Source organism: Variovorax paradoxus, assembly GCF_000834655.1.
Taxonomy (GTDB): domain Bacteria; phylum Pseudomonadota; class Gammaproteobacteria; order Burkholderiales; family Burkholderiaceae_C; genus Variovorax; species Variovorax paradoxus_F.
This window is the reverse complement of sequence record NZ_JXQQ01000022.1, coordinates 18,758-41,635: the sequence shown is the minus strand read 5'-3', so window position 1 is coordinate 41,635 and position 22,878 is coordinate 18,758. Positions and strand designations below refer to the sequence as shown.

Sequence of the window (22,878 nt, the reverse complement as noted above, 5' to 3'; positions counted from 1 at the left end):
TGTCATTCCCCGATGAAGACTTCGCGAAAGGCGGAAAGCACGATGTCCAGCGGCAGCTGCGGCTGGTCGAGATAACTCACCAGCTTGAACATCGCGTAGTTGCTGTGGATGGTGTCCTCGACCCACTCCGGGTTGTCGATGTCGATGTTGTGCTCGGTGTAGACCTGCGGGTGCAGCACGCTCTGCAGGCTGCGCGGCGACAGGCCGTTGAAACCGATCACCAGTCGCGAGCGGCCGTCGATCTCGGTGGCCATCAGCACGAGTTCGAAGTCGGCCTTGGCGAGGAACTGCGACACCAATTCGAGCCAGAAGGTGGCGATCAGCGAGCGGTCGATCGGGTCGCGCGGCAGCGGCAGCGTGAGCCCCTTCTCCAGGTGCGACACCGCGCTGGCCATCACCGGCTGAAGCAGGAGGCCCAGCGCCAGGATGGCGCGGCGCAGCGACACCTTGTGACCGTCGAAGTTGAGCATCTGCTCGATGCGCAGCAAGCTCGTGTCGCGCGTGAAGGCCGCATAGGTGGCGCGCGAGGCGGACTTCCTGAAGCCCGTCTCGATGGCCGGATCGAGCGCCTCGAAGCGCTTCAACTCGCTGTCCAGATCGGTGCCTTCGGCCAGCGCATTGACCTGCACCGCCATGCGGTCCCAGTAGGGGCCGATCAGCATCGGCGCGCCGCGCATGAAGTCGAGCGCTTCGTCGACTTCCACCGAGGTGGCCGCCAGGAACGGATAGCGGCGCGACGACTCGTCGCGGCTGGCCTTCAGGTGTCCCGCGATGGCCACGCGGCTGCGCGAGCCCAGGCACACGAAATGGATCGGCGCCGCGTTGTCGTAGATGATCTTCCAGCGCGGGTCTTCCGACAGCATCTCCATGGTCTGCGACAGCCAGTTGTCGAACACCTTGATGAGCTGCGGGTTGTAGAGCCCCTTCACGAAGTCGCCGCGGCCGGGCAACTTGCCGAAGTAGCACAGCTGTTGTGGCTGCAGCGCGCTCATTTGCCGACTCCCTGTGCCGTTGCTGCCGGTGCCCCCGGTGCCGTTGCTGCCGGCACTGCGCGCGATGCCGCGGGCACGCCGATCTCTGCCACCGACGAAGGCAGCACGGTGCCGCGCAGCCCCTTGCCCTGCGGCGAATCGCCGCCCGAGCCGCCCGACTGGGTGTTCTGGATCACGCGCAGCTTCACGGTCACGCTCGCGTTGTCGCGCGCCCAGGTGAGCTCGAAGCTGCCGTCGGGCAGCCGCGTGCGCTGGGCCGTGCTGAGCAGGCGCTCCAGCCCGAAGTTGCCCGGCTCGTTGATGAGTTCGACGGTGCGTCCGTCGAAGGTCACCGCCGTGATCCGCGCGCCCGGCGTGCCCTGCGCGTTGGGCCAGACGAAGTTGGACCACTGCGGCGGCGTGTTGCGGTAGCGCAGTTGCTGGCCGTCGATTTCGACCATGTATTCCGTCAGGCCCGAGACGGGCTGCGGCAGGATCTGGAACAGCGTCTGCGGCTGCGCGGCACCGCCGCCGCCGCTGGCCGCCGCGCCCGACAGCGGCGCCACCCATTGCGAGAAGCCGTTGACGAAATCGGGGCTCAGCGTAAGGCCTTGGTCTCCCCAGGCGCGAGGCGACAACAGGTCGCCGCGGCGGATGACCAGCGAGCCGAGCGTGGTCGTCACGAACTTGCCGATGGCGCCTTCGGGTCCGAAGTACTGCGCGATCTCCGCGGGCGAGGCTTCGATCTTCGCGCCTGCGGCGAACGGGTACTTGGTCGCGAGCGATTGCTGGAACGGCTGGTGCACCTGCGCGCTCCAGATCTTGTTGACCTCCACCGCCGTCGGCTGGATCGTCACCGCATAGGCCTGCAGCAACGGGCGCACCAGCAGCGGCCGCAGGGCCTGGCGCTGCGACGCATCCATGCCCGTGAGCATCTGCTCGTCGACGTACTTGAGCGCATCGGCCAGCTCGGAGCCGTTGCCCTCCAGCGTCTGCTGCATGAGCTGGCGCGCGCCCGGCCCGGGGTCGCCCTGGTTCTTGATCTGGTTGAAGCGCCCGCGCAGCTTGGACAGCGTGGCGAGATAGCCGCGCAGCAGCGACGCGTTGTCGCGCTCGACCACCAGGCGCGCGACGCCCGCGAACTCGCGGCCGATCGGGCCCATCGGAATCTCGGTGCGGTTGCCGCTCGCGTCGATGTTCACGTTGACCTGCGACGGCGTCGCGCGGCTGAAGAGATTCTTGAACCAGTTGAGCGCCCCGGTGCGCGCCTGTTGCAGCCCGGCATTGACGAGCGAGGGGTTGTCCCACGAGGTCTGGTCGTAGACCGTGTCGAAGACCTTGCGGATCGGCGAATTCTGCGGATCGCCCAGGAGGTTCATCGCCACCACGGCCTGCTCGAAGCTGCCCATGTCCTTGACCGCGATGCCCTGCAGGAAGCGCTGCCACTCCTTGGCGTACTCCAGCTTGTACATGGTGGCCAGCGTCTTGCGGATCTGCTCGGGGCTGCCCTCGAGCGTGAGGTCGTCGTTGCCCGCGACGTTGAGCACCCAGTCCTTGCTCGACGTTTCCTTGTTGGCGGCGTCGCGGATCGCATCGTCCACGTACTGCTGCCACGCCTCGCGCGTGAAGGCGCCCGAGATCGCGACGCTGCCGGCGATGGTGCCTTCGCTCTCGGCGCCGGCCGTGGCGCCCAGGATGCGCGCCACCGTCATCGGCGCGAAGCGCGTGGAGGCGCGCGCCTTGATCTCGGCGTAGACGCGCTCCCGCGCCGGCATGCCGCGCACCACGCGGCGCAGGTTGTCGCGCGTCTGCTCGACCAGCGCGAGGTTGGTGTCGGCGAGCGCGGGCCAGTTGTCGTCGCCCACGCGGCGCAGGTAGAAGGTGATCATCCGCTCGGCATCGCGGATGACCGCCGCGCGCGGCATGTCGCCGCGGTTGCTTTCGAGCCAGCCGCGCCAGAAGCGCGAGATCTGGTCCGTGAGGTGCGCCGTTTCCACCTGCCGCTTGTCGGACAGCATGAGATAGGTCTTGAGCGCGTTGTAGGCGTCCTGCACATCGGCCGGCGACGAGCCCGCATACAGGCCGCCGCTCTCCGCAGCCGGCGCTGCCGGCGTGGCGGTCGAGACCGCGACCGGCGCGGCCGGGTTGCCCGCCGCGTCCGCGCGCTTCAGGCGCTCCGGATGCGCGTTGACCTCGCGCAGGAACGCCTGCAGGTTGTCGGACACCGGCGCCAGCATCAGCTGCTTGACGCCGCCGTAGTACTCGGCCACGAGCTTGTCTTCGAGCTGGTTGCCCTGGTAGAGGCCCAGCGAGAGCGACAGCGGCCGGTCGTTGCGGAATTTCTCGAGTTGCTCGATGCGGTCCTGCAGGATGCCCAGCGCCTCGAAACGCGTGCGCAAGCCGTTGTCGCTCGCCTGCAGCTTGACCACCTTGTCCAGGTCGGCCTGCACGTTCTCCACCAGCTGCCGGTTGCCCAGGTAAGACCAGGTCCATCCGCCCAGCAGGAGCCCCAGCACCGCGACGAAGGCAAAGAAGCTCACGTAGCGCACGCGCGCCTTCACCGGGCTGGAGAACTGCCGCACCGTCTTCTTGTCGGCAAAGATCACCTTGGAGAACAGGTCGCGCAGGAAGAACCCGTTCTGCGAATAGATTTCCTTGGACTTGGTGGCCGCGTTGTTCAGCGTGAGTCCGAAGCGCTTGGCGATGCGCTCGGTCGACAGGCTGCGCATCGTGCCCTCTTGCAGCGCGCTGGTGAAGTAGAAGCCGCGGAACACCGGCTTGTGCTGGAACGGATTGCTCTCGAACAGCGTGGCCAGGAACGCGCGCAGCGCAGGCTTGATGGCTGCGAACTCGAGCGGAAAGATCAGCAGCTCGGGCGACGGATCGCTGCTGCGGTGGTTCGCGAAGTGCGAGACGCTGATTTCCTTCAGCCCCATGTAGAGCTCGTCGAAGCGCTTGTCGAACTGGGCGACGGCGTCCTGCTTCTCGTCGCCGTCGTAGGGCAGCGACGCGCCCCACACCCGGTCGCGCTCCATCTTGTCGCTGTCGCCGAAGAACTCGGCAAAGCCGGTGATCAGGTCGGCCTTGGTGAACATCACGTAGACCGGCGCGAACACCTCCAGCCGCTCGGTCAGCTCCTGCATGCGCTGGCGCAGGTTCTTGGCCAGCTGGATCGCAAAATCGGGCCGGCTGCCGATCAGCTCGGGAATGCTCGCGGTGATGATGATCCCGTTGATCGGCGCCTTCGGCCGGTACTTCTTGAGCAGGTCGAGAAAGCCGAACCATTCCTTGCGGTCTTCCTGGTGAATGGAATAGCGGCCCGCGGTATCGAGCACGATGCCTTCGGTAGTGAAGAACCAGTCGCAGTTGCGCGTGCCGCCGATGCCCTGGATCACCGCGTTGCCCTTGTCCGCGAACGGGAACTGCAGGCCCGAGTTCAGGATGGCGCTGCTCTTGCCCGCCGCCGGGTTGCCGATAACCATATACCAAGGCAGCTCGTACAGCGCTTCGCTGCCCGACATCTGGCCGATCTTTGACGTCTTGATGGTCTTGACGGCCTCGACCATGCGTCCGCGCAGCTCGTCGATCTCGGCCTTGCGCTCGGGGTCGCTGTCGCGCACGGCGGCATCGGCCTGGTCTTCGAGCATGTCGCCCAGCTTGCGGTTGGCCGAGCGTGTGCGCATGCGCCGCACGAACCACACGAGCAGCCACAGGAGCAGCAGCACCGCGAAGATGCCGACGGCCCAGATCGCGCCGATCTCCAGCGTCTGCGCGCCGATCAAAAGGAACGCGCCGAGCGCGATGGCGCCGATCACCGAGAGGGTGCGCGGATCGGCCAGGAAACTGAAGAATCGCCGCATAGATGTTTCTGGAATCGGTCCGGTTTTAAGTGGCTTGTGGCACAGGGCTCGGGGGGATCGCGGGGCCGGCAAGCATGGCTGTCCGGGCGCGCGCGTCCTGCACGGAAAGCGCGAGCACGTGCCGTGAATCTCGCACGGCCAGGTGACACGCGAGTGCCACGGCAGTCATGTCGGCCGCGGCGCCCAGGTGGCCCAGGCTCGCGCAGACGGAAAGGTTGTTTTCGAAAGGCAGGTGCGGCAGCCGCTCCTGCACGAGTTGGGCCACTTCGGTAACGCGGCTCGTGCGGTGGTCGGCATCGCTCACGACCCAGTCGACCGCTTCGGGCTGCAGTGCCGAAGCCGCCATCAGGCGCTGGGCGAAGAGGTCGAGCAGGCTGGCATTGGGCACGCGGGCGGTGTCGGCAGACCCATCGCGCTGGCCGCTCGCGCTGCGCGAGAGCAGCACGCCGTGGGGCTGCGCGAACAGCGCATCGCCGGCTCGAGCCAGGAGCAGGCCTGCGGCTGCTTCGCCGGGCACGCGGCCGTTGCGGCGGGCGGATGAATACAAGAGGCCTTCTGCGTCCCAGCGCGCAACGCACTCGTTGGAAATCGCGGAATCGGCGGCCAGCGCCATCCACAGCGCGGGCCTCTGTTCGCGATGAAGCGAGACACTGATGCGGTCGAGCAGCGCCATCGCGGAGACGCCGGCCTCGCTCTTGAAGCAATCGACGCTCCAGTGCTGCGAGGGGTCGGCCTCGCGCGCCAGCTGCTGCACCCATTGCGTGGCGACCGCGCGCTCGCTCTCACTCCAGGCACCGGGCAACAGCAGCGAGATGCACAGCTGCGGCGCCGACGCGGAACCAGGAACGATCGCGCCGCTCGAGACGAAGCGCCCGGGCGCGCGCACCGAAAGCGCATCGCCGGCATTGAGCAATGCATCGCTCGCCGAAGCGAGCAACTCCTGCAGCACGTCGGACATCAGGTGGATGGCGCGCAGCCGGTCGTCGGCCAGCGCATCGGCATTGAAGCGCTCCGGCGCGGGCCGCAGCGATTCGCGCAGGCGTTCGCGAAGCTCGTTCGGATCGATGCCGTCGACACAGCCCGCGAGCATGGGAAAGCCTGCGCCGTCCCGCAGCTCAGGAACGAGGTCGGGCGCCTGCGCCTGGCCGACGGCGGTGGCCACCGCATCGGCATCGTTGCCGCGCGGCGTGCGAAGCGCGAATGCGAGCACCGACATCTGCATGCGCTCTTGCGGCGCATCGGCCGTAGCGCCGGTCGATGCGGCACCACCGGTTGCAGCGGTTGAAACGCCCGCAGCCGAAGGCAATGCGGCGGTGGGCGATACGCCCGCGAAGATCCGCCGCAGCAGGAGATAGAACACCACCAGCGCCAGCGGCAGCACGACGAGGTAGAGCGCGATGTCGCTCGTGCTCGGCATGCGCGCCGTGTAATTCCAGTAAACGACCACGATCACCCACACCGTGATGAACACGGCGGAGAACATGAGGGTGGGCTTGACCAGTCGCGCGAGCATCAGCAGTTCGTCGATGCCTTCGTCATGCGACGGCGCACGCGGCCGCCGTGCCGCATGCCGTGCCTGCAGCCGATCGGGTGGCCGTCGTCATTCGGATGCGGAAGCGATCTGGCTCGACAGCAAGGTACAGCCGCAGCGGGCCTTGTCACCGTGCCGCGCAACATACCGGCCATCGAGCATGACGTAGCGGCTGCCGGTCACGATCGGGTTGATGCCGTGGCCGACCCGCGGGCACGACACTAGGTCACCGACACGCGCCACGCGGCGCTCGTCGATGCTCGTGTTCTCGGACGCGGTGATCACGCGGCCGCCATGGTCGGTCTTGTCGTGCAGGACGATCCACGGACGATCGTCGTCCGCGGCGGGTTGATCCTCTTCCATTCGAACTCCCCCTTGCTTGCCTCGTTGGTTTGTCGATGCGACAGATGCCCTGTGGGCATTCAGTCGCGTGGCAATTTGAAACCGGGCTTGCGGTACTCCACGTGGCCGTAGTCCTTGATTGAGGACCATCGACCACCCCACACCAGCCCCACGGACTCGGCCACTTCGCCATAAAGACGGTAGCCTTCCATGGCCCACGGGTCTCTTTCCGAGATCACCAGCTTGCCATTGCGAAAGAACGCGTTGTCTGCCGCAAGTCCGTACTGATGATAGCTTTGATTGGCCTTGGCGAGCGTCACCGTGTTGCCCAACGCGGCGAGTTTGGCCTGGCGTTCGGGACTGCGATAACCCTCGAGCAACGCAAGGTCGTAGCCGTGTTTCTCTTTCATGATCTTGTAGACCAGAAGCAGCCGATTGCGGAAGTCCGCATCGAGCACGGCCCAGTCGCGACTGCCTTCCTTCGTGAGCGGACGGACCTGTTCCACCTCTGCCGTCGCGAAGATTTCAGGAGGCAATGCAGGCGGCGGCACGAGCTGCTCGCCCTTCAACAGCGCCTCGATTTTCGGATCGCTCGTCGTAGCCCAGTCGTCGAAAAAAAGAACGCGGCCGGTTCCGAACGCCACGCTCAGCATCACCGGGATCACGAGCAAGCCCATGCCCGACAACAACAGATAGCGATGCCGTACGGCGAAAGTACGCACGCCCGATCCACCGTCGCGCACCAACTGAAAACTTGCTTCGGACACCAGGCCGAAACGATGGCCGATCTTGATGAAAAAGACTGCAGTTGCAGTCGTCAAAGCGATCGTGGTTCGCAACACACGCTCGCGAAAAGAAGGGAACAAGAAGATGGCAAGCGCGGCCACCATCAAGGCAAAATAACAAAAGAGAGCGAAGAAGATCAACGGTGTTCGAAGAGTGCAATTCATTGTATGAGTCGCACAACAATTCGAGCCGCTCGCACGCAACAACTGCATCCAGGTTGCAACGTTGCGTCGGTCACACCATAAAGCCGCGGGGAGAAAAAACATGCCTGCTTTCGGGACGACCCATCCATGATGGGCGCGCCAGATGCCAACAAGGGACGGCCGAGCCTGCTCGGTTCGAGCGCATCCGACGCAGCTGCGTCGCCCGCTGCGGCCGGCAGCGAATCCACGCGCGTGCTTGCACAGTTCGGCGGCCGCGACAACGGCAAGCGGTCTTTCATCAAGAAGCCCGGCGTGTGGGCCGCGCTGGCATTGCTGATCGGCGTTGCGGGTGCCACGACCTACCAGATGCAAGCCCGGCGCGCCGATGCATCGGTGAACGTCGCAGCCGCTGCACCCGAGAAACCCGCACCCGCCGCTGCGCCGGCCGCATCGCCGGTGCCCGCGACACCGGCTCCGGCCATCGCACCAGCGCCTGCCGCGCCCGAGCCTGCAGCCGCGCGCATCGTCGAAGGCGACACGTCCTCGCCCGCTCCACAGCAATCCACGCCGTTCGCCGCTATCGGTGCGCAGCCCATGGCCGTGCCGCCCGCTGCCAAGCCGGCGCGCGTCGCGGCTGCGAAGCCACCACGCGCCGAGAAGACGACAACGACTGCCGCCGCGAAGAAGCCGGAGCAGGTCGCGTCGTCCAGGCAACCCGCACGTGCAGCGAACAGCAAGCCCGTGAAGACTGCCGCCAACACAACGGCGAAGACGCCGCGGCGCGCCAACGACGGCACGCAAACGGCAGCGCGCTCGGGCAAGCCCGATCCCGACACCGACCTGCTCACTGCGCTCCTGCGCCGCAGCAAGGCACCCGACCCCGCACCGCAACCTTCGGCGCTGGCCGAGGTCTCGGCGGACTGCAAGTCCGGCCAGCGATGCAAACCATGAGCCCCCGTGCCGACGCGAATCACGATGCCATCCGCTGACCGCAGCACGCTCTGGGCCGAGCTCAGCCAGACCAACCGGCTCTACCGTCTCGAGACCCCCGGCACATCGGCCAACCCCAGCATCGACGCCCTGCGCGTTGAAGGCTGGGTGCAGCGCGAAGCCGTGTCGCAACTCTTCGAGATGCGCATCGTCTGCCTGAGCCTGCGCGCCGACCTTGCGCTCTCGTCGATGATCGATCAGCCCCTCACGCTGGTCACCGTGCTGGCCAACGGCTCGAGAGGCAAACGCACGGGCCTCATCCGCGCGGTGGAGTCGCTCGGCTCCGACGGCGGCCTCGCGCGCTATCGCCTCACGCTCGTGCCGTGGCTCTGGCTCGCCACGCAGCAGGGGCGGAGCCAAGTGTTCCAGCAACGCTCGGTGGCCGACATCATCGAGCGTGTGCTCGCGCCGTATGCCGATGCGGGCAACTGGGCTTTTTCTTCCGAGGTGAGCGGCTTCCTGGCCGATGCGCCCGTTCGCACCTACTGCACGCAGTACCGCGAGAGCGACTTCGATTTCTTCTCGCGCCTGCTCGCCGAAGAAGGCCTGGCCTGGCGCATCGAGGAAGACGAGACCGCCCCCATGGGACACAAGCTCGTGATCTTCTCGGCGAACGATGCGCAGCCCGTGGACCCGGGCTCGCCCATCCGCTTTCATCGCAAGAGTTCGCAGGAGCGCAGCGATGCCGTGCAGGCGCTGGTGCGCCGCATGCGGCAGTCGGTGGCGCAGGTGCATCTGAGCGCATGGAACGTCGACGGCAAGCGCCAGCTCGCGGGCAACGCCGCCGCGCGATTCGCGGTGGGCGGCAAGAACGCGCCGCGCATCGAGTACGACGACGTGCTCGGCCTGAACGACCGCAGCCGCGGCTGGGACAGCAACCGCACGCTCGAGCGCTATGCCGGGCTGATGATGGAAGCGGCCGAATGCCGCGCCGATGTGATGCTTGGCCACAGCACCGTGCGCACGCTGCGCGCGGGCACCCGCATCGATGTGGACGACGCGCCCGCGCTTGGCTTGCAGGCCAAGCCCGCGCTGCTGCTGGACACCATCGAGCATGTGGGCATCAACAATCTGCCGAAGGACACGGCGGCGTCGATTGCCGCGCAGCTGGGCGACCTGTCGGAGCACCTTGTGTTCGACAGGCCCTGTGCATCCGTCACCTCCGAAGACGATGTGTTCGGCCTTGTGCCGACGGGCGCGGGTTCGCACGACGGCGTGAACGGCGTTCGACCGCAGGCGCAGAGCCTTGCCGCGGCAAAGACGCTGGGGTATGCCAACAGTTTTTCGGCCGTGCACGTGGATCGTCCGTGGCGTCCCGTGCTCGCAGCCGCCGATGGCGCGCGGCTGCATGCGAAGCCGACGGCCAGCGGCGTGCACAGCGCGATCGTCGTCGGCCCCTCGGGCGAGACTTCGCCGAACGGCGCGGACGAGCTGTATTGCAACGACCGCGGCGACGTGCGCGTGCGGTTCCACTGGCAGACCGAATCGGCCGGCGGCGATGCGCAGAACAACAATGGCGGTGGCGACGCGAAGGACAACAACAGCACGCGATGGATTCGCGTGGCCCAGCGCCAGGCGGGACCCGGCATGGGCTGGCAGTGGCTGCCGCGCATCGGGCAGGAAGTGCTGGTGAAGTTCGCCGACCTCGACGTCGACCAGCCGGTGATCGTCGGTGCGCTGTACAACGGGCGCGGCGATGGCGGCATCGAGCCTACGCCTGGGGGCGCATCGCGCAAGCAGGAAGGCTCGACAAGCCAGGGGCAGGAGAGCGATGTCTTTGCACAGGCGCGCAACGGGTCGCCGAGCGCGCAGGCCAATCTCGCTGCGGGCCACGCACCGGCTTGGCACGGTGCCAGTGCGGATGACAAGGGCCATCGCAATGCGGCGGCGCTGAGTGGCTTCAAGACGAAGGAGTTCGGCGGCGAAGGCTTCAGCCAACTGGTGTTCGACGATTCGAACCAACAGCTGCGTGTGCAGCTGCATGCGAGCACCGCGCACAGCCAGTTGAACCTGGGGCATCTGATTCATCAGGCAGACAACTTCCGCGGCAGCTTTCGGGGGCAAGGACTGGAGCTGCGCACCGATGGCTATGCGGCGTTGCGTGGCGGCAAGGGCGTGCTGTTGAGCACGTACCACGGGGCGGGTGGAAAGCAGCTCGAACCGGTCGGCGACTTTGCCGCAGGCATGGCTCTTCTCAAGCAAGTGCAGCAGTTGGGGCAGGCGCTGAGCGAGGCTGCGATGAAGCACGAGACCGTGCAGCTCGCTGGGCACATCGGCGCTGACAAGGCCAACGCTTCACAGCTCGACAAGGAGCGCGCGCCGTACGCGGCAATGGAGCACGCGGCGAGCGGCATGGTGACGGGCGATGTGCTGGAGACGGCTTACTCGGATGCGTCGGACAAATCGATTGCGACCGGCGATGGCAAGGTGCCGCACACGACCGATGCGGTCGTTGCGCTGGCCGCGCGCGGCGGCCTCGCGATGGTCGCGGGCCAGCAATTGCAGATCGTGGCGGGTGAGACAGCGACGCTGGCCAGTGGCGGGGATATCAACCTTGCGTTGGCGGATGTGCTGAGGGTGCACAGCGGACAGGCTATTGGTCTGCTGGCTGGGGCGCAGAAGGCGGATGCCGAGTCGGGCCTGTCGATCATTGCGGGCTGCGACGACCTGGACTTTCAGGCGCAGCACGATGAGCTGCGGGTGCAGGCCAAGGATGCGCTGAAGATCGCGAGTACGGACAAGACGGTGGAGTTTGCGGCGAAGAAGAAGATCCGCATTGCGACTGCGCAAGGGGCGTCGATCACGCTGCAGAACGGGGACATTACGTTTGAATGTCCGGGGAAGATTACTTATCACGCGGTGCAGCGGAAGCTGGCGGGGCCGGTCCAACAGAGCTATCCACTTCCACAGTTCCCGAGCAGCGTGTGCGTGCCGTGTCTATTGAAAGCGTTGAAGTCAGGCAGTGCCTTGGCAGCGGTCCGCGTATGAGCGAGGGGGCATTTGCGCAGAATCCAACTGATATGGCGGCCTTCGACGCTGATGTAGGTGCGCTGTTCAGAGGCGACCCGGATGTAATGAATTGGTCCATCCTCATCGACGATGCGTTCGATCATGACAGGCGTCGATTTCCGTCAATAGCCGGACAAATCAACCTCTACCAGACCCCTTCCCTGGAAGGCCTTGTTTCAGCCGCTCCTCGACTGATACCGCTGCAGGTCAGCGACTCTGGACAAGCCCTGCTGCGCCGCGCGCTTCAGCACTGCAGTGGTCGGCCCATGTTAAGCGTCGTTGGAAGCCGGTCTCCTATGCACGAAGTGAAAACTCATTGGGAATCTGTGCATTGGATTTCAACGGAAGACGGGCAAGAGCTATTGCTCCGTTTCGCTGATACGCGCGTCCTTTCGATTTTGCCGCGCGTACTGCGACCAGACCAGTGGGCTGTTCTGGTCGAACCATTGCAGCGATGGGTCTACGTGGATCGAAGCGGACGTCTAAGGCTGTGCGGCGCGGCGCCAATCATCGAAAAAGTAGAGCAAACGATCTCGCTCACGAATGACCAAGTCGACGCGTTTTTGGCGGCGGCTCAGCCCGACGCGATGCTGGACTACGTGCTCGAATATCTGTCTGATGCAATACCCGAAGGTACCGAACCGCTGCAGTGCTACCACTGGGCTCAGGAGACCTGCCGACTTGCGGATGTCCACGGCATCGAGGCGTGGTCCGACCGGATTGCGCTTTTCTGCGGTCAGGCGTTGACACGCGGAGAACTGCACGGCGCCCCAATACTTGAGGGACTGTTGGCGGCGCAAGATTGGCCCAAGGGAAAGCTAGGTCAAGCGCTTGTTGTCAATGGACTGATTTGAAGAATGATGCGAACCCCATGAATGTCCGTGCCTCCGGTTTCTTGTCGATCATCCTGGCCGCGATGATGATCCTTGCCTTGCCGGCTTGCGCCGAAAAATCAGTTCCCGCCAGTGTGCGCGGCTACAGCCATCACATCGAAAACTCCATCTATAACTTCACGGTCGATGGCGCAATGGGCTCCAACCTCGGGACCAATGGAGGCGGAAGCGCATCGTCCTGCTGTGTCATGCTCCCGGCGCGTTGGAGGCCCGGATTGATGGCCACCGTGGATGTGGAGTACAGCACCCCGCAAGGTGGGCCGCCGCCACCGCCGCCGCGCACTTTCAAAGTGCTGATCGAGGAATACACCGAACAGAACAGTGGTGCACTGCAAGTTCACTTCTATCCGCACGGAAAGGTGCGAATCGTGGTGTCCAAATACTCCCCTGGTCATCCTAAATATCCACCATTGGAAGACATTGAGCCCAATTGGGATTGGTACCGCAATTACTGCACTTTCGATGTGCCATCCGACCCTGTGTGCAAGGCCGTTCCTAAGGAGAAAAAGCAATGACGGCAATCTCACAAAAATCCGACGTCGCTCAGAATCCCGATGTGTTCGCGACTCGAGGAAAAACACGCCCCCTAACGAATAAGGAAATGATGCAGCGCACCGCCGCTTTATGCGCAGCGACGGGTGACCCGACCACACCGACCTGTTCAGGGCAGGTATTCGTGGGGCTGTTTTTCGACGGCACTGGCAACAACGAAGAAGACGACTACAGGTCGCCCAAGATCAAGGTCAATGGCGAAAAGAAAGAGGGCACAGCTGCAGATCGCAAGCACAGCAATGTGGTGCGGCTCTATCAGGCGTTTCCCGAGTCCAGTCGTCAGGGTACGACCGGCTATTACCGTTACTACATTCCTGGTGTTGGCACTCCCTTTCCCCAGATCGGTGATTCGGGCGGCATGCTTGGCTCCGGATTCGCATGGGACGGCGAGCCACGGGTGATCTGGGGCCTCATCCAGATTTTTAATGCGGTACACCAGTACGCCACAGGTGCTGACCTGATTCCTGAGAGCCGCGCCGGTAACATTTCCAATGTACTCGGTGGATTCGGTTCTCCAGCGTGGCAGCGCGGCATGGCACTCGGTGATACCTGGCAACGCAACCTCAAATCTGCAATCAAAGGGCGAAAGCCTGAGGTGGAGCAACTCAACATCTCGGTGTTCGGTTTTTCGCGCGGCGCAGCTGAAGCGCGAGCATGCGTGAACTGGCTGTTTCAGATATGCGAGAAAAAAGACGGCGGCTATCTTTTCGCCGGCATTCCCTTGCGGGTGCAGTTCATGGGCCTTTTGGACACCGTCGCTTCAGTGGGTATTGCTGGCATGTATTCGATGGCAGAAGGTCGTCAGTCCTGGGCCGATGACAACATGCAGATTCACCCGGGCGTGGAGCAGTGCCTTCATTTCGTAGCAGGCCATGAAGTGCGGAGCTGTTTTCCCTCGGATTCGGTACGCATCGGCCATCTCTATCCGGCCAATACGAAAGAGTATGTCTATCCGGGTGCGCATTCAGACGTGGGGGGCGGCTACCATCCACTGGCGCAGGGTAAATCCGTGGACCTCGCGCGAGTTCCGGGTTTTGACATGTATCTCGGGGCGTTGGCGGCGGGAGTGCCAATGATCGCATTTGGCAAACTCGAGAAGCCCATTGCCGATTCTCTCCAGCCAAACGAAGAAGCGTTGAAAGCCATACGCGACTACTTCGCCTCCGCAAAAATTCGCCCCGGCCCCGTCGAAGAAATGTTGCGCCAGCACATGGGGTGCTACTTCAGCTATCGCTGGCAAATGACGCAGCAGGTGTATCAGCAGCAGACTTTCTTTGTTCGCGCAAGCAAGAGCAATCTATTCACAAAGGACGCCATCACTCTCCTGGATACACAGCAGGCTCTGATGAATGTGATTGCCGGTGTCAAGCGTGAATTGGACAGCCGTGTCGACGACTCTTTCTTTTCCCGGAGAAGCGATGATGCATTGCTTGACTCGCCATACGCTTTCAATGGGTCAGCGGGACGCATTTCGGTACTGATCGGCGCGGGCCTGACAGGTGGCTCCAGAGGCGCGGCACTGACCGATTCGATGCAGGATGGAGTCGATGAAATGGCCAGGGGAGTAAAGCCGTCGCTCAAAAAATGGCGGCAGTGGCTTGGCGACAAGAACCAGGCGGAGGTACACGACTCCGATGCCCCCGAGCGCGACATGCTGAACCTTGTAGATGCATTGAGCGAAGAAACCACGTCACCGCAGATCGTGAGATTCTTCAATGACTATGTGCATGACTCCATGGCAGGCTTTGCAAGCAGCGACAAGGTCAACGAGTTCCTTTTCAACGGCTTTGGCATCGCCAAATTCCGTCGGGTCTACTTTGGAGATCGCGGCGACGAAGTAGTGCGCAAAGCGGTGGAAGCTCTCAACAAACAGCAGGTTGGTGCAGCAAAAGCCAAACGTGCTCAAAGGGCGCAATGGGACCTTGAGTCAGCGAACTTCCAACGAGCCAGTCCCCATCCTTGGTAGGGCTGCAAGAGTTGTTAGCTGTGCGCACGATCGCAAATTCGTAGGTGGCGTTGGACGCTGTGAACCGAACCGTCAACTTTGCACCTTGGCGCTGGCCGCTTGCAGCACCAAAGAGCGCGCACCGGAAAGCTACAGCGCCAACATCAGCCCGTACAACCACACCGGCGACTACATCCATCAGTTCTACGTGGACGGAGGCGGCGGCGGCAACTCGCGGCCCTACGGTGGCGACGGCAGTTTTGTCAGCTGCATTTCCTTTCCAACTGAACGGCGGCCCGGTCTCAGTGCACATGTGAAATGGACGACATCCAGCGGGAGCCCCAAAGACACGAGCCCGGAAGCGGCAGTTCAACATTGGCACGAGAAAACCGTTGGCCATCGACAAATACTACGTCCCGGGCGGGACGCTCAACGTGCATTTCCTTATCGGGGGCGAGATTCGCCTGATCATCTCCAATAAGGGTGCCGGTGCGAAGGCCTACCCCGGTCCCGCCTACCCGATGAAGCCATCGAATCGAAGATAAACCACCCGAGACACACGGGACCTTTTCAAGGAAAGCCAGTCCACGGTGAGTCATATAGAAAAAGCGACCGAGTCTCCCCAAACAGGCACGGGCGCCGATGAAGCAACGAGAAGCCGGACTCTGAACGGTCTTGCAACTTCCGCCTTGAAGTTCCGCCGCAGCGGATTTTGGCCATGTGCGTTGGCAATTGCTTCTTGCCCACTGCTGGCCAGTTGCCAAGAAAAAATGGTGCCTGCATCGGTCGGGGGGTACAACCACATGAGCGACTGGAGCATCCTCACCTTCACGGTCGACGGTGCTGGCGGCCCCAACTTGAGCCCAGGAGGTGGAGGAGGAAGTTTCTCCTGCTGCGCGAAGATTCCAAAACACTGGCGACCAGGCATGAAGGTCAAGGTGGAGTGGACCTACACCACCAAAAGAGGCGGCCTTCCCCCTCCTCCGGCCCAAGAAGCTCTGGTTGAAATCCCGGAGTACTCCGACCGCACGGGAGACATCCGTGTGCATTTCTACCCGAACCACAAAGTCAGGGTGATCGTCTCCAACTACGGCATCGAACATCCGCGCTATCCCATGGCCGCGCAAGACAAGCTACCTTGGGAGACAAGCAACCAGTTGATCGAGGATCAAAACAAGCGTGCTCAGCGCGCCAATCCGAATCCGTGGTGAGGATGCCTCGAGAAACGGGCATCTGGTCGTCCTCCCTCACCCTCGCGTCGCGTTCTCCTTCATCTTCGCCAACGCAATCGCCAACACCGCCCCACCCAGCGTCTTCACCAATCCCGAGTGCTGCGCATAGAACCGGCTCACTTCGTCGATCACCCCCGCATGCTGCTCTTGCGCATGCGCCGCAATCTCCGTCACCTGCGCGGGTGACAGCTGCGAGGCCTGCTCCGGCGTGAGTTGAGTCTGGCCGGGCTGCAGCATCCGCCCCAGCACCCCGCCCGCCAGCATCGATGCCGCGGCCGGGCCCAGCGTTGCCAGGATCTGGTTGAGCACGCCGGCCTGCTGCATCGGCGAAGACTGGCCGAACAAGCGCCCCACCGTGTCGCCGAACGACGGGGTCTGGTCCGAGCGCATCGCCGCCGCGAGCCCCGCGCCGATCGCGTCGGGCGAGGCATGCTGCGTGATCGGGTCCACATGCGCACCGGCATCGCCGCCGATGGCCTCTTGAAGAATGTCGAGCAGTCCCATGTCGGAGCTCCTTCCTGGATGGAGAAGAAACGCCGATCCTCGACCTGCACCCCTGAGCGGCGGCTGACCGAATGACTGACTGACGACTGCGCCCGGCCGTCGCGCGCGGCTCACTGGTCGGCTGGCTTCTTCGCTATCCTGCCGGCTGGCCAGACGAAGGATTCGATTTTGCAAACGCACCCCGCCATTCAAGCTGCGATGGAACGCGATTTCGGCGCCATTGCCGACCTGGTTCGCCTCCACGCCCAACACACGCCCGATCGCCCTGCGCTCGCGGACGCGCAATCCGCGCTGAACTACGGCGCGCTCGACGCGCTGATGGACCGCATCGCCACCAGCCTGCAGCGCGACGGCCTCAAGGCCGGCGACGCCATCGCGGTCTGCGCCACGTCGTCAGTGAACTACGCGGCAGTATTCCTCGGCGCATTGCGCGCGGGTGTCGCCGTTGCCCCGCTCGCGCCCGGCTCCACGCCCGCGAGCCTCGCGCGCATGATCCAGGACGCCGATGCGCGCATCCTCTTCACCGATGCCTCGGCCGCCGACGTGGTCGGCCCCGCCAAGGAAGGCGGCATTGCACGGGTCGCGCTCGACGGCTCTTCGGCGGGACGAGACTTCGCCGCGTGGCTTGCACCGGTCGGGGCAAAGCCCGAGGCAGTCGAGGTGCAGCCCTCGTGGGCCTTCAACATCATCTATTCCTCGGGCACCACCGGCGAGCCCAAGGGCATCGTGCAGGGGCACGGCATGCGCTGGGCGCACGTGCAGCGCGGCGCGAAGTACGAGTACAGCGCGGACACGGTCACGCTGCTGTCGACGCCGCTCTACTCCAACACCACGCTGGTGGTGTTCTTCCCCACCATCGCCTTCGGCGGCTGCGTGGTGCTGATGCCCAAGTTCGACGCCGCGGGCTACCTGCAGCTGTCCGAGGCGCGCCGAGTGACGCACACGATGCTCGTGCCGGTGCAGTACCAGCGGCTGATGGCGCACCCGCGCTTCGACGCGCACGATCTCTCGTCGTTCCAGTTCAAGTTCAGCACGAGCGCCCCCTTCAACGCCGCGCTCAAGGCCGATGTGTTGAAGCGCTGGCCCGGCGGGCTGATCGAGTTCTACGGCATGACCGAAGGCGGCGGCACCTGCATCCTGGAGGCGCACCTGCACCCGACCAAGCTGCACACGGTGGGCCAGCCGGCGCCGGGCAGCGACATCCGCCTGATCGACGAAGAAGGCAACGAGCTGCCGCAGGGCAACACCGAGGTGGCCGGCGAAGTGGTGGGCCACTCGGCCGGCATGATGACCGGCTACCACCGCCAGCCCGAGAAGACGCGAGAGGCCGAGTGGTTCGACGCCACGGGCAAGCGCTTCATCCGCACGGGCGACGTGGGCCGCTTCGATGCCGACGGCTTTCTCACGCTCTTCGACCGCAAGAAGGACATGATCATCAGCGGCGGCTTCAACATCTACCCGAGCGACCTCGAAGCCGTGCTGCGTGGCCATGCGGCGGTGGCCGACGTGGCGGTGGTGGGCGTGCCGTCCGAGCAATGGGGCGAGACGCCGGTGGCCTTCGTGGTGCGCCGCGAGGGTGACGCCACCACCGAAGACGCGCTGCTGCAATGGACCAACGAGCAGCTCGGAAAGACCCAGCGCCTGGCGCGGCTGCAGTTCATCGACGAGCTGCCGCGCAGCGCGATCGGCAAGGTGCTCAAGCGGGAATTGCGTGACCTTGTCGGCCGCTGAAGCCACACCTTCGCCGGCCGAAGAACAGGGCGGCGGCAACGGCCTGCTATGGGTGCTGGTCGCCGTCGCGGTGCTGTTCGCGTTCCTGCGTCCGCGCGCGCCGATGGAGTGGCTCAAGCTCGTCGACTGGCAGACGGTGGGCGCGCTCGCGGGCCTGCTGGCCATCACACAGGGCGTGGAGAAGAGCGGCATGCTGCAGGCCGCTGCGCAGCGCCTGCTCGCGCGCACGCACAACCAGCGCAGCCTGGCGATGCTGCTGACCGCAAGCGCGGCGTTGCTCTCCGCACTGGTGACCAACGACGTGAGCCTGTTCCTCCTCGTGCCGCTCACGCGCGTGCTCGCAACCCAGGCGCACCTGCCGCTCGCGCGGCTCGTGGTGCTGGAGGCGCTGGCGGTGAATGCGGGCTCGGCCCTCACGCCGATCGGCAATCCGCAGAACCTCTACCTCTGGCACCGCTCGGGCGAGAGCTTCTTCGCGTTCATGGCAATGATGGGACCGACGGTGGCGGTGATGCTGTTCTGGCTCTTCGTCGCAGTGTGGCTGCTGGTGCCGCGCACGCCCATCGCGCTCAAGCCTGCGGCCGAGGCGGCACCGGTTCAGCCGCGGCTCCTGGCGCTGGCGGGCGTGCTCTTCATCGGCTTCGTGGTCGCGCTCGACCGGCACTGGCTGCTGGCCGGACTGGGCGTGGTGCTCGGCGTGTTCCTGGTGACCTACCCGCGCGTGCTGCGCGGCATCGACTGGGCGCTGCTCGCGATCATCGCGCTGATGTTCGTGGACCTGCGCCAGCTTGCCGAGTTGCCGACCATCACCGCCCTGCTCGGGTACTGGCCGATCACCGAGGGATGGCGCGCCTACCTCGCGGCCATCGTCACCTCGCAGTTCATCAGCAACGTGCCGGCGGCAATCCTGCTGGACAGCCATGTGCGCGACCTGCCCGCGCTGGCAGCCGGTGTGAGCGTGGGCGGCTTCGGCTGCGTGCTGGGCTCGCTGGCCAACCTGATCGCGCTGCGGCTCGCGAAGCTGCCGAACGGCATGCGCGAATTCCACCGCATCAGCATTCCGTTCCTTTTGGTGTGCGCGGCCTCGGCGCTGTTGCTGCGGCTTGCGTGACAGGCGGACAATCGCGCCTTCCCGCCATGCACGCATCCGCCATCCAAGCCCTTTCGCTGCGCGACTACGGCACGTCGCGTGGCAGCCATGCGCACGACCACTTCCAGGTGCTGATCGGCCTCGACGGCGTGCTCGACATCGAGGTCGAAGGCCGGGGCGCGGGCATCGGCGTCGGCCAGGCGCAGGTGGTCGCGCCCGGCGATCGCCACGACTTCGGGGCACGCGGCCAGGGCAGCGTGTGCCTGGTGCTCGACACCACGCAGGCGCCATGGGCCCGCTGCGCCGAACGCGCACCGTCTGACGTGCCGCAGCTGCACGCGCTGGCGCGCTACCTGGCGCTTTGCATGAAGCAGCCGCAGCACGCCGCGCTCGCCCTGCAGCATGGCCCCGCGCTGCTGCTGGAAGCCTGGAGCCCCCTGCCTTCGTCCTTGCCGGACACGCGCCGCCGCCGCATCGATTGGCAGGCGCTCGCGGCCTGGGCCCGGATGCGGTGGCACGAGCCGCTGGGCGTTGCCGACCTCGCCGAGGTCGCCTGCCTGAGCCCCAGCCAGTTCGCGCAGCGCTGCCGCGAGGAGCAAGGCACGAGCGCGATGCAGTGGCTCCGCGGATTGCGGCTGGCGCATGCGCGCGAGTTGCGTCTGGACGGCCTGAGCGTCGCTCAAACGGCGCGGCGCACGGGCTACCGCTCTCCATCGGCGCTCACCGCCGCGCTGCGCCGCCGGGGCGTCTGACAAGACCGTCGTCGCGCGACGACCGGCCGGCGTTGCGCGACGACGCCATCGCTTAGCCTTGCCGGTCATGTCTTCCACCGCCTACGCCCTGCTCGCCATCGCGCTCTGGACCAGCCTGGCCTCGCTCGGCACCGCCCTGTCGCACCTGCCGCCGTTCCTGCTCACGGGGCTCGCGCTCATCATCGGCAGCGTGCCCAGCTGGCCGCTCGCGCTGCGCGACCGCCGCGCATGGAAAGTGCCGCCGCGCACCCTGGCCCTGGGCATCTACGGCCTCTTCGGCTATCACTTCCTGCTGTTCATCGCACTGCGGTATGCGCCGCCGGTCGAAGCCAATCTCGTCAACTACCTGTGGCCGCTGCTCATGGTCGTGCTGGCGCCGGTGCTGCTGCCGCGCATGTCGCTGCGGCCGCTGCACGTGATCGCGGCGCTGCTGGGGTTCGCGGGCGCGGCAGTGGCGATCCTGAGTGCGCGCGGCGGTGCGGCACCAGCCGCCGGGGCGTCCGCAACCTATTGGGGCTTCGTGCCTGCGGCGGGCTCGGCCTTCATCTGGGCGAGCTATTCCCTTTGGACAAAGCGCGTGCCGGCGTTTCCCACCTCAGCGATCGGGCTCTTCGGGCTGGTATCGGGAGCGCTGTCGCTGGCGTGCCACGGGCTGCTCGAACCCTCCGTCGCGCTGTTGGCCAGGGACTGGCTGCTGCTCGCGCTCTGCGGCCTCGGCCCGCTGGGCGCGGCGTTCTTCTTCTGGGACATGGCGCTCAAGCGCGGCGATGCGCGGCAGATCGGCATCCTGAGCTACATCACGCCGCTCGCCTCGACGGCGCTGCTGCTGACCGTGACGGGCCGCCCGCTCACCGCGAGCATCGCGCTCGCGGCCGCGCTGATCATTGCGGCCGCCGTCATGGGCACTCGTGCGCGCTGACAGCGCGAATCACGCCCATGTCCGACGAACGGGCGCAAAATTTCTGGCTAGAGTGGAGGCTCAGAAAAAAGGAGCCGAACCCATGGACGACAAGAAAAACAATGACGACTTCGAAATCACGCCCAAGCTGGTGTTCGACCTGAACCTGGCGCTGTACCTGGACCTGGTGGCCGCGCTCGAAGGCGCCGGCGCCATCACCTACCGCCAGATGGCGGCCCGGGTGCTCAACATCAGCATGGATGCCCGCGCTGACGGGGAAGCAGGCCTCTCGACGGTGCTGGAGGGCATCGCCAAGGGCTTTGCAGGCCACGGCGACGGCCTCTCGATCGAACTGCTCAAGGCCGCGCGGGGCCTGCGCGAGGACGATGCGATGGGCGACATCCCGATGCGCCCCAGCGAATCCTGAGCCGCCTCAGTCCTGGGCGACCTCCAGGACCAGCTTGCCGAAATTCTCCCCGGCGAACAGCTTGTTGAGCGATTCGGGGAAGGTGTCCAGCCCCTTCACGATGTCTTCCTTGCTCTTCATGCGGCCATCCTTCAGGTAGCCGGCGAGCTCGGCGATGGCGATGGGGTAGCGGTCGGCATAGTCGAACACCACGATGCCCTCCATCCGGGCACGGTTCACCAGCAGGCTCAGGTAGTTCTTCGGACCGGCGCCGGGCATGCTGTTGGCGTTGTTGTACTGGCTGATGGCGCCGCAGATGATCACCCGGGCCTTGCGCGCGAGCCGCGCCAGCACCGCATCGAGGATCTCGCCGCCGACGTTGTCGAAATAGATGTCCACGCCCTTCGGGCAATGCGCCTTGAGACCCTCGCGCACCGCACCTGCGCCGGCCTTGTAGTCGATGCAGGCGTCGAAGCCCAGCTCCTTGACCACCCAGTCGCACTTGGCCGCGCCGCCGGCGATGCCGACCACGCGGCAGCCCTTGATCCTGGCCAGCTGGCCCACCGTCTGCCCCACTGCACCGGCCGCGCCGGAGACGACGACCGTCTCGCCCGCCTTGGGCTGGCCCACGTCCATGAGGCCGAAGTAGCCGGTCATGCCCGGCATGCCCAGCACGTTGAGCCACTGCGTGATCGTGCCCACGCGCAGGTCGATCTTGACCAGGCCGTTGCGCTTGAGCTGGTCTTCGGGGATCAACATGTATTCCTGCACGCCCAGCGTGCCGTAGACCGTGTCGCCCACCGCGAACTGCGGGTTCTTCGAGGCGATGACGCGCCCGACGCCGCCCGCGCGCATCACTTCGTCGATGGCCACGGGCGCGATGTAGCTCTTGGCGTCGTTGAGCCAGCCGCGCATCGCGGGGTCCAGCGACAGCGACAGCGTCTTGACCAGCACCCCGCCCTCAGCCGGCTCGCCGACCAGCTCGGTGGTGAACTTCCAGTTCTCGCGGGTGGCCGTGCCCTCGGGGCGCTTGGCGAGGCGGACCTGGTGGTTGGTGAGTGAGCTGCTCATGGTGTCTCCTTGATTGATGGACGCGGCGGACCTGGGTTGGAGGCGCATCCTAGCCGCGCCCATCGCGCCCGCTGGTAGCGCAGGCGACAGGCCCGCACCAAGGGGGAACTCGGTGTTTCACCACGCTATCGCGCGATCCGTGGCACATGAAACTGCTGCGCTCCAGTCGGAG

At 65.2% G+C, this 22,878-nt stretch carries 19 protein-coding genes; 12 read left to right on the top strand and 7 right to left on the bottom strand.

Translation table 11 applies throughout. The features are described 5' to 3' along the window. Window positions 1–2: 2 nt before the first annotated feature. The 5 genes from tagF to RT97_RS10570 form a co-directional block, all read right to left on the bottom strand. On the bottom strand, window positions 3–992 hold the full coding sequence (gene tagF / locus RT97_RS10590; RefSeq protein WP_042578738.1) for a type VI secretion system-associated protein TagF: 990 nt from the start codon (window positions 990–992) through the stop codon (window positions 3–5). Then, on the bottom strand, window positions 989–4,831 hold the full coding sequence (gene tssM, locus RT97_RS10585; RefSeq protein ID WP_042578737.1) for a type VI secretion system membrane subunit TssM: 3,843 nt from the start codon (window positions 4,829–4,831) through the stop codon (window positions 989–991). The genes tagF and tssM overlap by 4 nt, the downstream gene beginning before the upstream one ends. A gap of 25 nt (window positions 4,832–4,856) precedes the next feature. Continuing rightward, a complete protein-coding gene (locus tag RT97_RS10580; RefSeq protein ID WP_042578736.1) occupies window positions 4,857–6,344 on the bottom strand; it encodes a hypothetical protein in 1,488 nt (495 codons plus the stop codon). An 87-nt stretch (window positions 6,345–6,431) separates the two neighbouring features. Then, entirely contained in the window at window positions 6,432–6,725 is a 294-nt protein-coding gene (locus tag RT97_RS10575; RefSeq protein WP_042578735.1) for a PAAR domain-containing protein, read from the bottom strand. Window positions 6,726–6,784: 59 nt separating this feature from the next. Beyond that, window positions 6,785–7,630 (bottom strand): M15 family metallopeptidase, encoded by an 846-nt coding sequence (locus RT97_RS10570; RefSeq protein WP_042578734.1) that lies wholly within the window; start codon window positions 7,628–7,630, stop codon window positions 6,785–6,787. Window positions 7,631–7,780: 150 nt separating this feature from the next. On the opposite strand from RT97_RS10570, the gene RT97_RS10565 reads away from it, so the two are divergent. From RT97_RS10565 to RT97_RS32455, 7 genes are all read left to right on the top strand, one after another. Then, window positions 7,781–8,584, top strand: coding sequence for a hypothetical protein (locus RT97_RS10565; RefSeq protein WP_042578733.1), 804 nt, complete (start codon window positions 7,781–7,783; stop codon window positions 8,582–8,584). A gap of 24 nt (window positions 8,585–8,608) precedes the next feature. Beyond that, a complete protein-coding gene (locus RT97_RS10560; protein WP_042578732.1) occupies window positions 8,609–11,611 on the top strand; it encodes a type VI secretion system Vgr family protein in 3,003 nt (1,000 codons plus the stop codon). A 32-nt stretch (window positions 11,612–11,643) separates the two neighbouring features. Next, window positions 11,644–12,486, top strand: coding sequence for a DUF4123 domain-containing protein (locus tag RT97_RS32470; RefSeq protein ID WP_172672186.1), 843 nt, complete (start codon window positions 11,644–11,646; stop codon window positions 12,484–12,486). A gap of 17 nt (window positions 12,487–12,503) precedes the next feature. Continuing rightward, on the top strand, window positions 12,504–13,040 hold the full coding sequence (locus tag RT97_RS32465; protein ID WP_080898250.1) for a DUF3304 domain-containing protein: 537 nt from the start codon (window positions 12,504–12,506) through the stop codon (window positions 13,038–13,040). After that, window positions 13,037–15,043 carry a T6SS phospholipase effector Tle1-like catalytic domain-containing protein gene (locus RT97_RS32075; RefSeq protein WP_080898249.1) on the top strand — a complete coding sequence of 669 codons (2,007 nt, stop codon included), beginning with the start codon at window positions 13,037–13,039 and terminating at the stop codon, window positions 15,041–15,043. The genes RT97_RS32465 and RT97_RS32075 overlap by 4 nt, the downstream gene beginning before the upstream one ends. Beyond that, complete coding sequence (locus RT97_RS34115; protein WP_367379261.1) at window positions 14,958–15,503, top strand: DUF3304 domain-containing protein; 546 nt, start codon at window positions 14,958–14,960, stop codon at window positions 15,501–15,503. The genes RT97_RS32075 and RT97_RS34115 overlap by 86 nt, the downstream gene beginning before the upstream one ends. 109 nt (window positions 15,504–15,612) lie before the next feature. Then, complete coding sequence (locus RT97_RS32455) at window positions 15,613–16,233, top strand: DUF3304 domain-containing protein (RefSeq protein ID WP_155403779.1); 621 nt, start codon at window positions 15,613–15,615, stop codon at window positions 16,231–16,233. A gap of 36 nt (window positions 16,234–16,269) precedes the next feature. Here the strand turns inward: RT97_RS32455 and RT97_RS10535 are convergent, their stop codons facing one another. After that, window positions 16,270–16,758: a hypothetical protein gene (locus tag RT97_RS10535; RefSeq protein WP_042578730.1), complete on the bottom strand. Its 489-nt coding sequence runs from the start codon at window positions 16,756–16,758 to the stop codon at window positions 16,270–16,272. A 198-nt stretch (window positions 16,759–16,956) separates the two neighbouring features. Here RT97_RS10535 and RT97_RS10530 point away from each other — a divergent pair, with 198 nt between their 5' ends. From RT97_RS10530 to RT97_RS10510, 5 genes are all read left to right on the top strand, one after another. Next, complete coding sequence (locus tag RT97_RS10530; RefSeq protein ID WP_042578729.1) at window positions 16,957–18,489, top strand: class I adenylate-forming enzyme family protein; 1,533 nt, start codon at window positions 16,957–16,959, stop codon at window positions 18,487–18,489. Further along, the gene (locus tag RT97_RS10525) at window positions 18,470–19,600 is read left to right on the top strand and encodes an SLC13 family permease (protein ID WP_042578728.1); all 1,131 of its coding nucleotides are present in this window, start codon (window positions 18,470–18,472) and stop codon (window positions 19,598–19,600) included. The genes RT97_RS10530 and RT97_RS10525 overlap by 20 nt, the downstream gene beginning before the upstream one ends. A 26-nt stretch (window positions 19,601–19,626) precedes the next feature. Next, window positions 19,627–20,331 (top strand): helix-turn-helix transcriptional regulator, encoded by a 705-nt coding sequence (locus RT97_RS10520; protein ID WP_042578727.1) that lies wholly within the window; start codon window positions 19,627–19,629, stop codon window positions 20,329–20,331. Between the two features lie 67 nt (window positions 20,332–20,398). Further along, complete coding sequence (locus tag RT97_RS10515) at window positions 20,399–21,250, top strand: DMT family transporter (protein ID WP_042578726.1); 852 nt, start codon at window positions 20,399–20,401, stop codon at window positions 21,248–21,250. Between the two features lie 82 nt (window positions 21,251–21,332). After that, a complete protein-coding gene (locus RT97_RS10510) occupies window positions 21,333–21,656 on the top strand; it encodes a hypothetical protein (protein ID WP_042578725.1) in 324 nt (107 codons plus the stop codon). Between the two features lie 6 nt (window positions 21,657–21,662). On the opposite strand, the gene RT97_RS10505 is transcribed toward RT97_RS10510, so the two are convergent. After that, window positions 21,663–22,706: an NADP-dependent oxidoreductase gene (locus tag RT97_RS10505; RefSeq protein WP_042578724.1), complete on the bottom strand. Its 1,044-nt coding sequence runs from the start codon at window positions 22,704–22,706 to the stop codon at window positions 21,663–21,665. Between the last annotated feature and the right edge of the window lie 172 nt (window positions 22,707–22,878).

What these genes read in the sequence shown, in the direction of transcription:
- tssM (WP_042578737.1), bottom strand. Translation starts at nt 4,831, where the DNA reads ATGCGGCGATTCTTCAGTTTCCTGGCCGATCCGCGCACCCTCTCGGTG.
- RT97_RS32470 (WP_172672186.1), top strand. Translation starts at nt 11,644, where the DNA reads ATGGCGGCCTTCGACGCTGATGTAGGTGCGCTGTTCAGAGGCGACCCG.
- RT97_RS10510 (WP_042578725.1), top strand. Translation starts at nt 21,333, where the DNA reads ATGGACGACAAGAAAAACAATGACGACTTCGAAATCACGCCCAAGCTG.
- RT97_RS10520 (WP_042578727.1), top strand. Translation starts at nt 19,627, where the DNA reads ATGCACGCATCCGCCATCCAAGCCCTTTCGCTGCGCGACTACGGCACG.
- RT97_RS10560 (WP_042578732.1), top strand. Translation starts at nt 8,609, where the DNA reads ATGCCATCCGCTGACCGCAGCACGCTCTGGGCCGAGCTCAGCCAGACC.
- RT97_RS10505 (WP_042578724.1), bottom strand. Translation starts at nt 22,706, where the DNA reads ATGAGCAGCTCACTCACCAACCACCAGGTCCGCCTCGCCAAGCGCCCC.
- tagF (WP_042578738.1), bottom strand. Translation starts at nt 992, where the DNA reads ATGAGCGCGCTGCAGCCACAACAGCTGTGCTACTTCGGCAAGTTGCCC.
- RT97_RS10580 (WP_042578736.1), bottom strand. Translation starts at nt 6,344, where the DNA reads ATGCTCGCGCGACTGGTCAAGCCCACCCTCATGTTCTCCGCCGTGTTC.
- RT97_RS10535 (WP_042578730.1), bottom strand. Translation starts at nt 16,758, where the DNA reads ATGGGACTGCTCGACATTCTTCAAGAGGCCATCGGCGGCGATGCCGGT.
- RT97_RS10515 (WP_042578726.1), top strand. Translation starts at nt 20,399, where the DNA reads ATGTCTTCCACCGCCTACGCCCTGCTCGCCATCGCGCTCTGGACCAGC.
- RT97_RS32465 (WP_080898250.1), top strand. Translation starts at nt 12,504, where the DNA reads ATGAATGTCCGTGCCTCCGGTTTCTTGTCGATCATCCTGGCCGCGATG.
- RT97_RS10575 (WP_042578735.1), bottom strand. Translation starts at nt 6,725, where the DNA reads ATGGAAGAGGATCAACCCGCCGCGGACGACGATCGTCCGTGGATCGTC.
- RT97_RS10565 (WP_042578733.1), top strand. Translation starts at nt 7,781, where the DNA reads ATGATGGGCGCGCCAGATGCCAACAAGGGACGGCCGAGCCTGCTCGGT.
- RT97_RS10530 (WP_042578729.1), top strand. Translation starts at nt 16,957, where the DNA reads ATGGAACGCGATTTCGGCGCCATTGCCGACCTGGTTCGCCTCCACGCC.
- RT97_RS32075 (WP_080898249.1), top strand. Translation starts at nt 13,037, where the DNA reads ATGACGGCAATCTCACAAAAATCCGACGTCGCTCAGAATCCCGATGTG.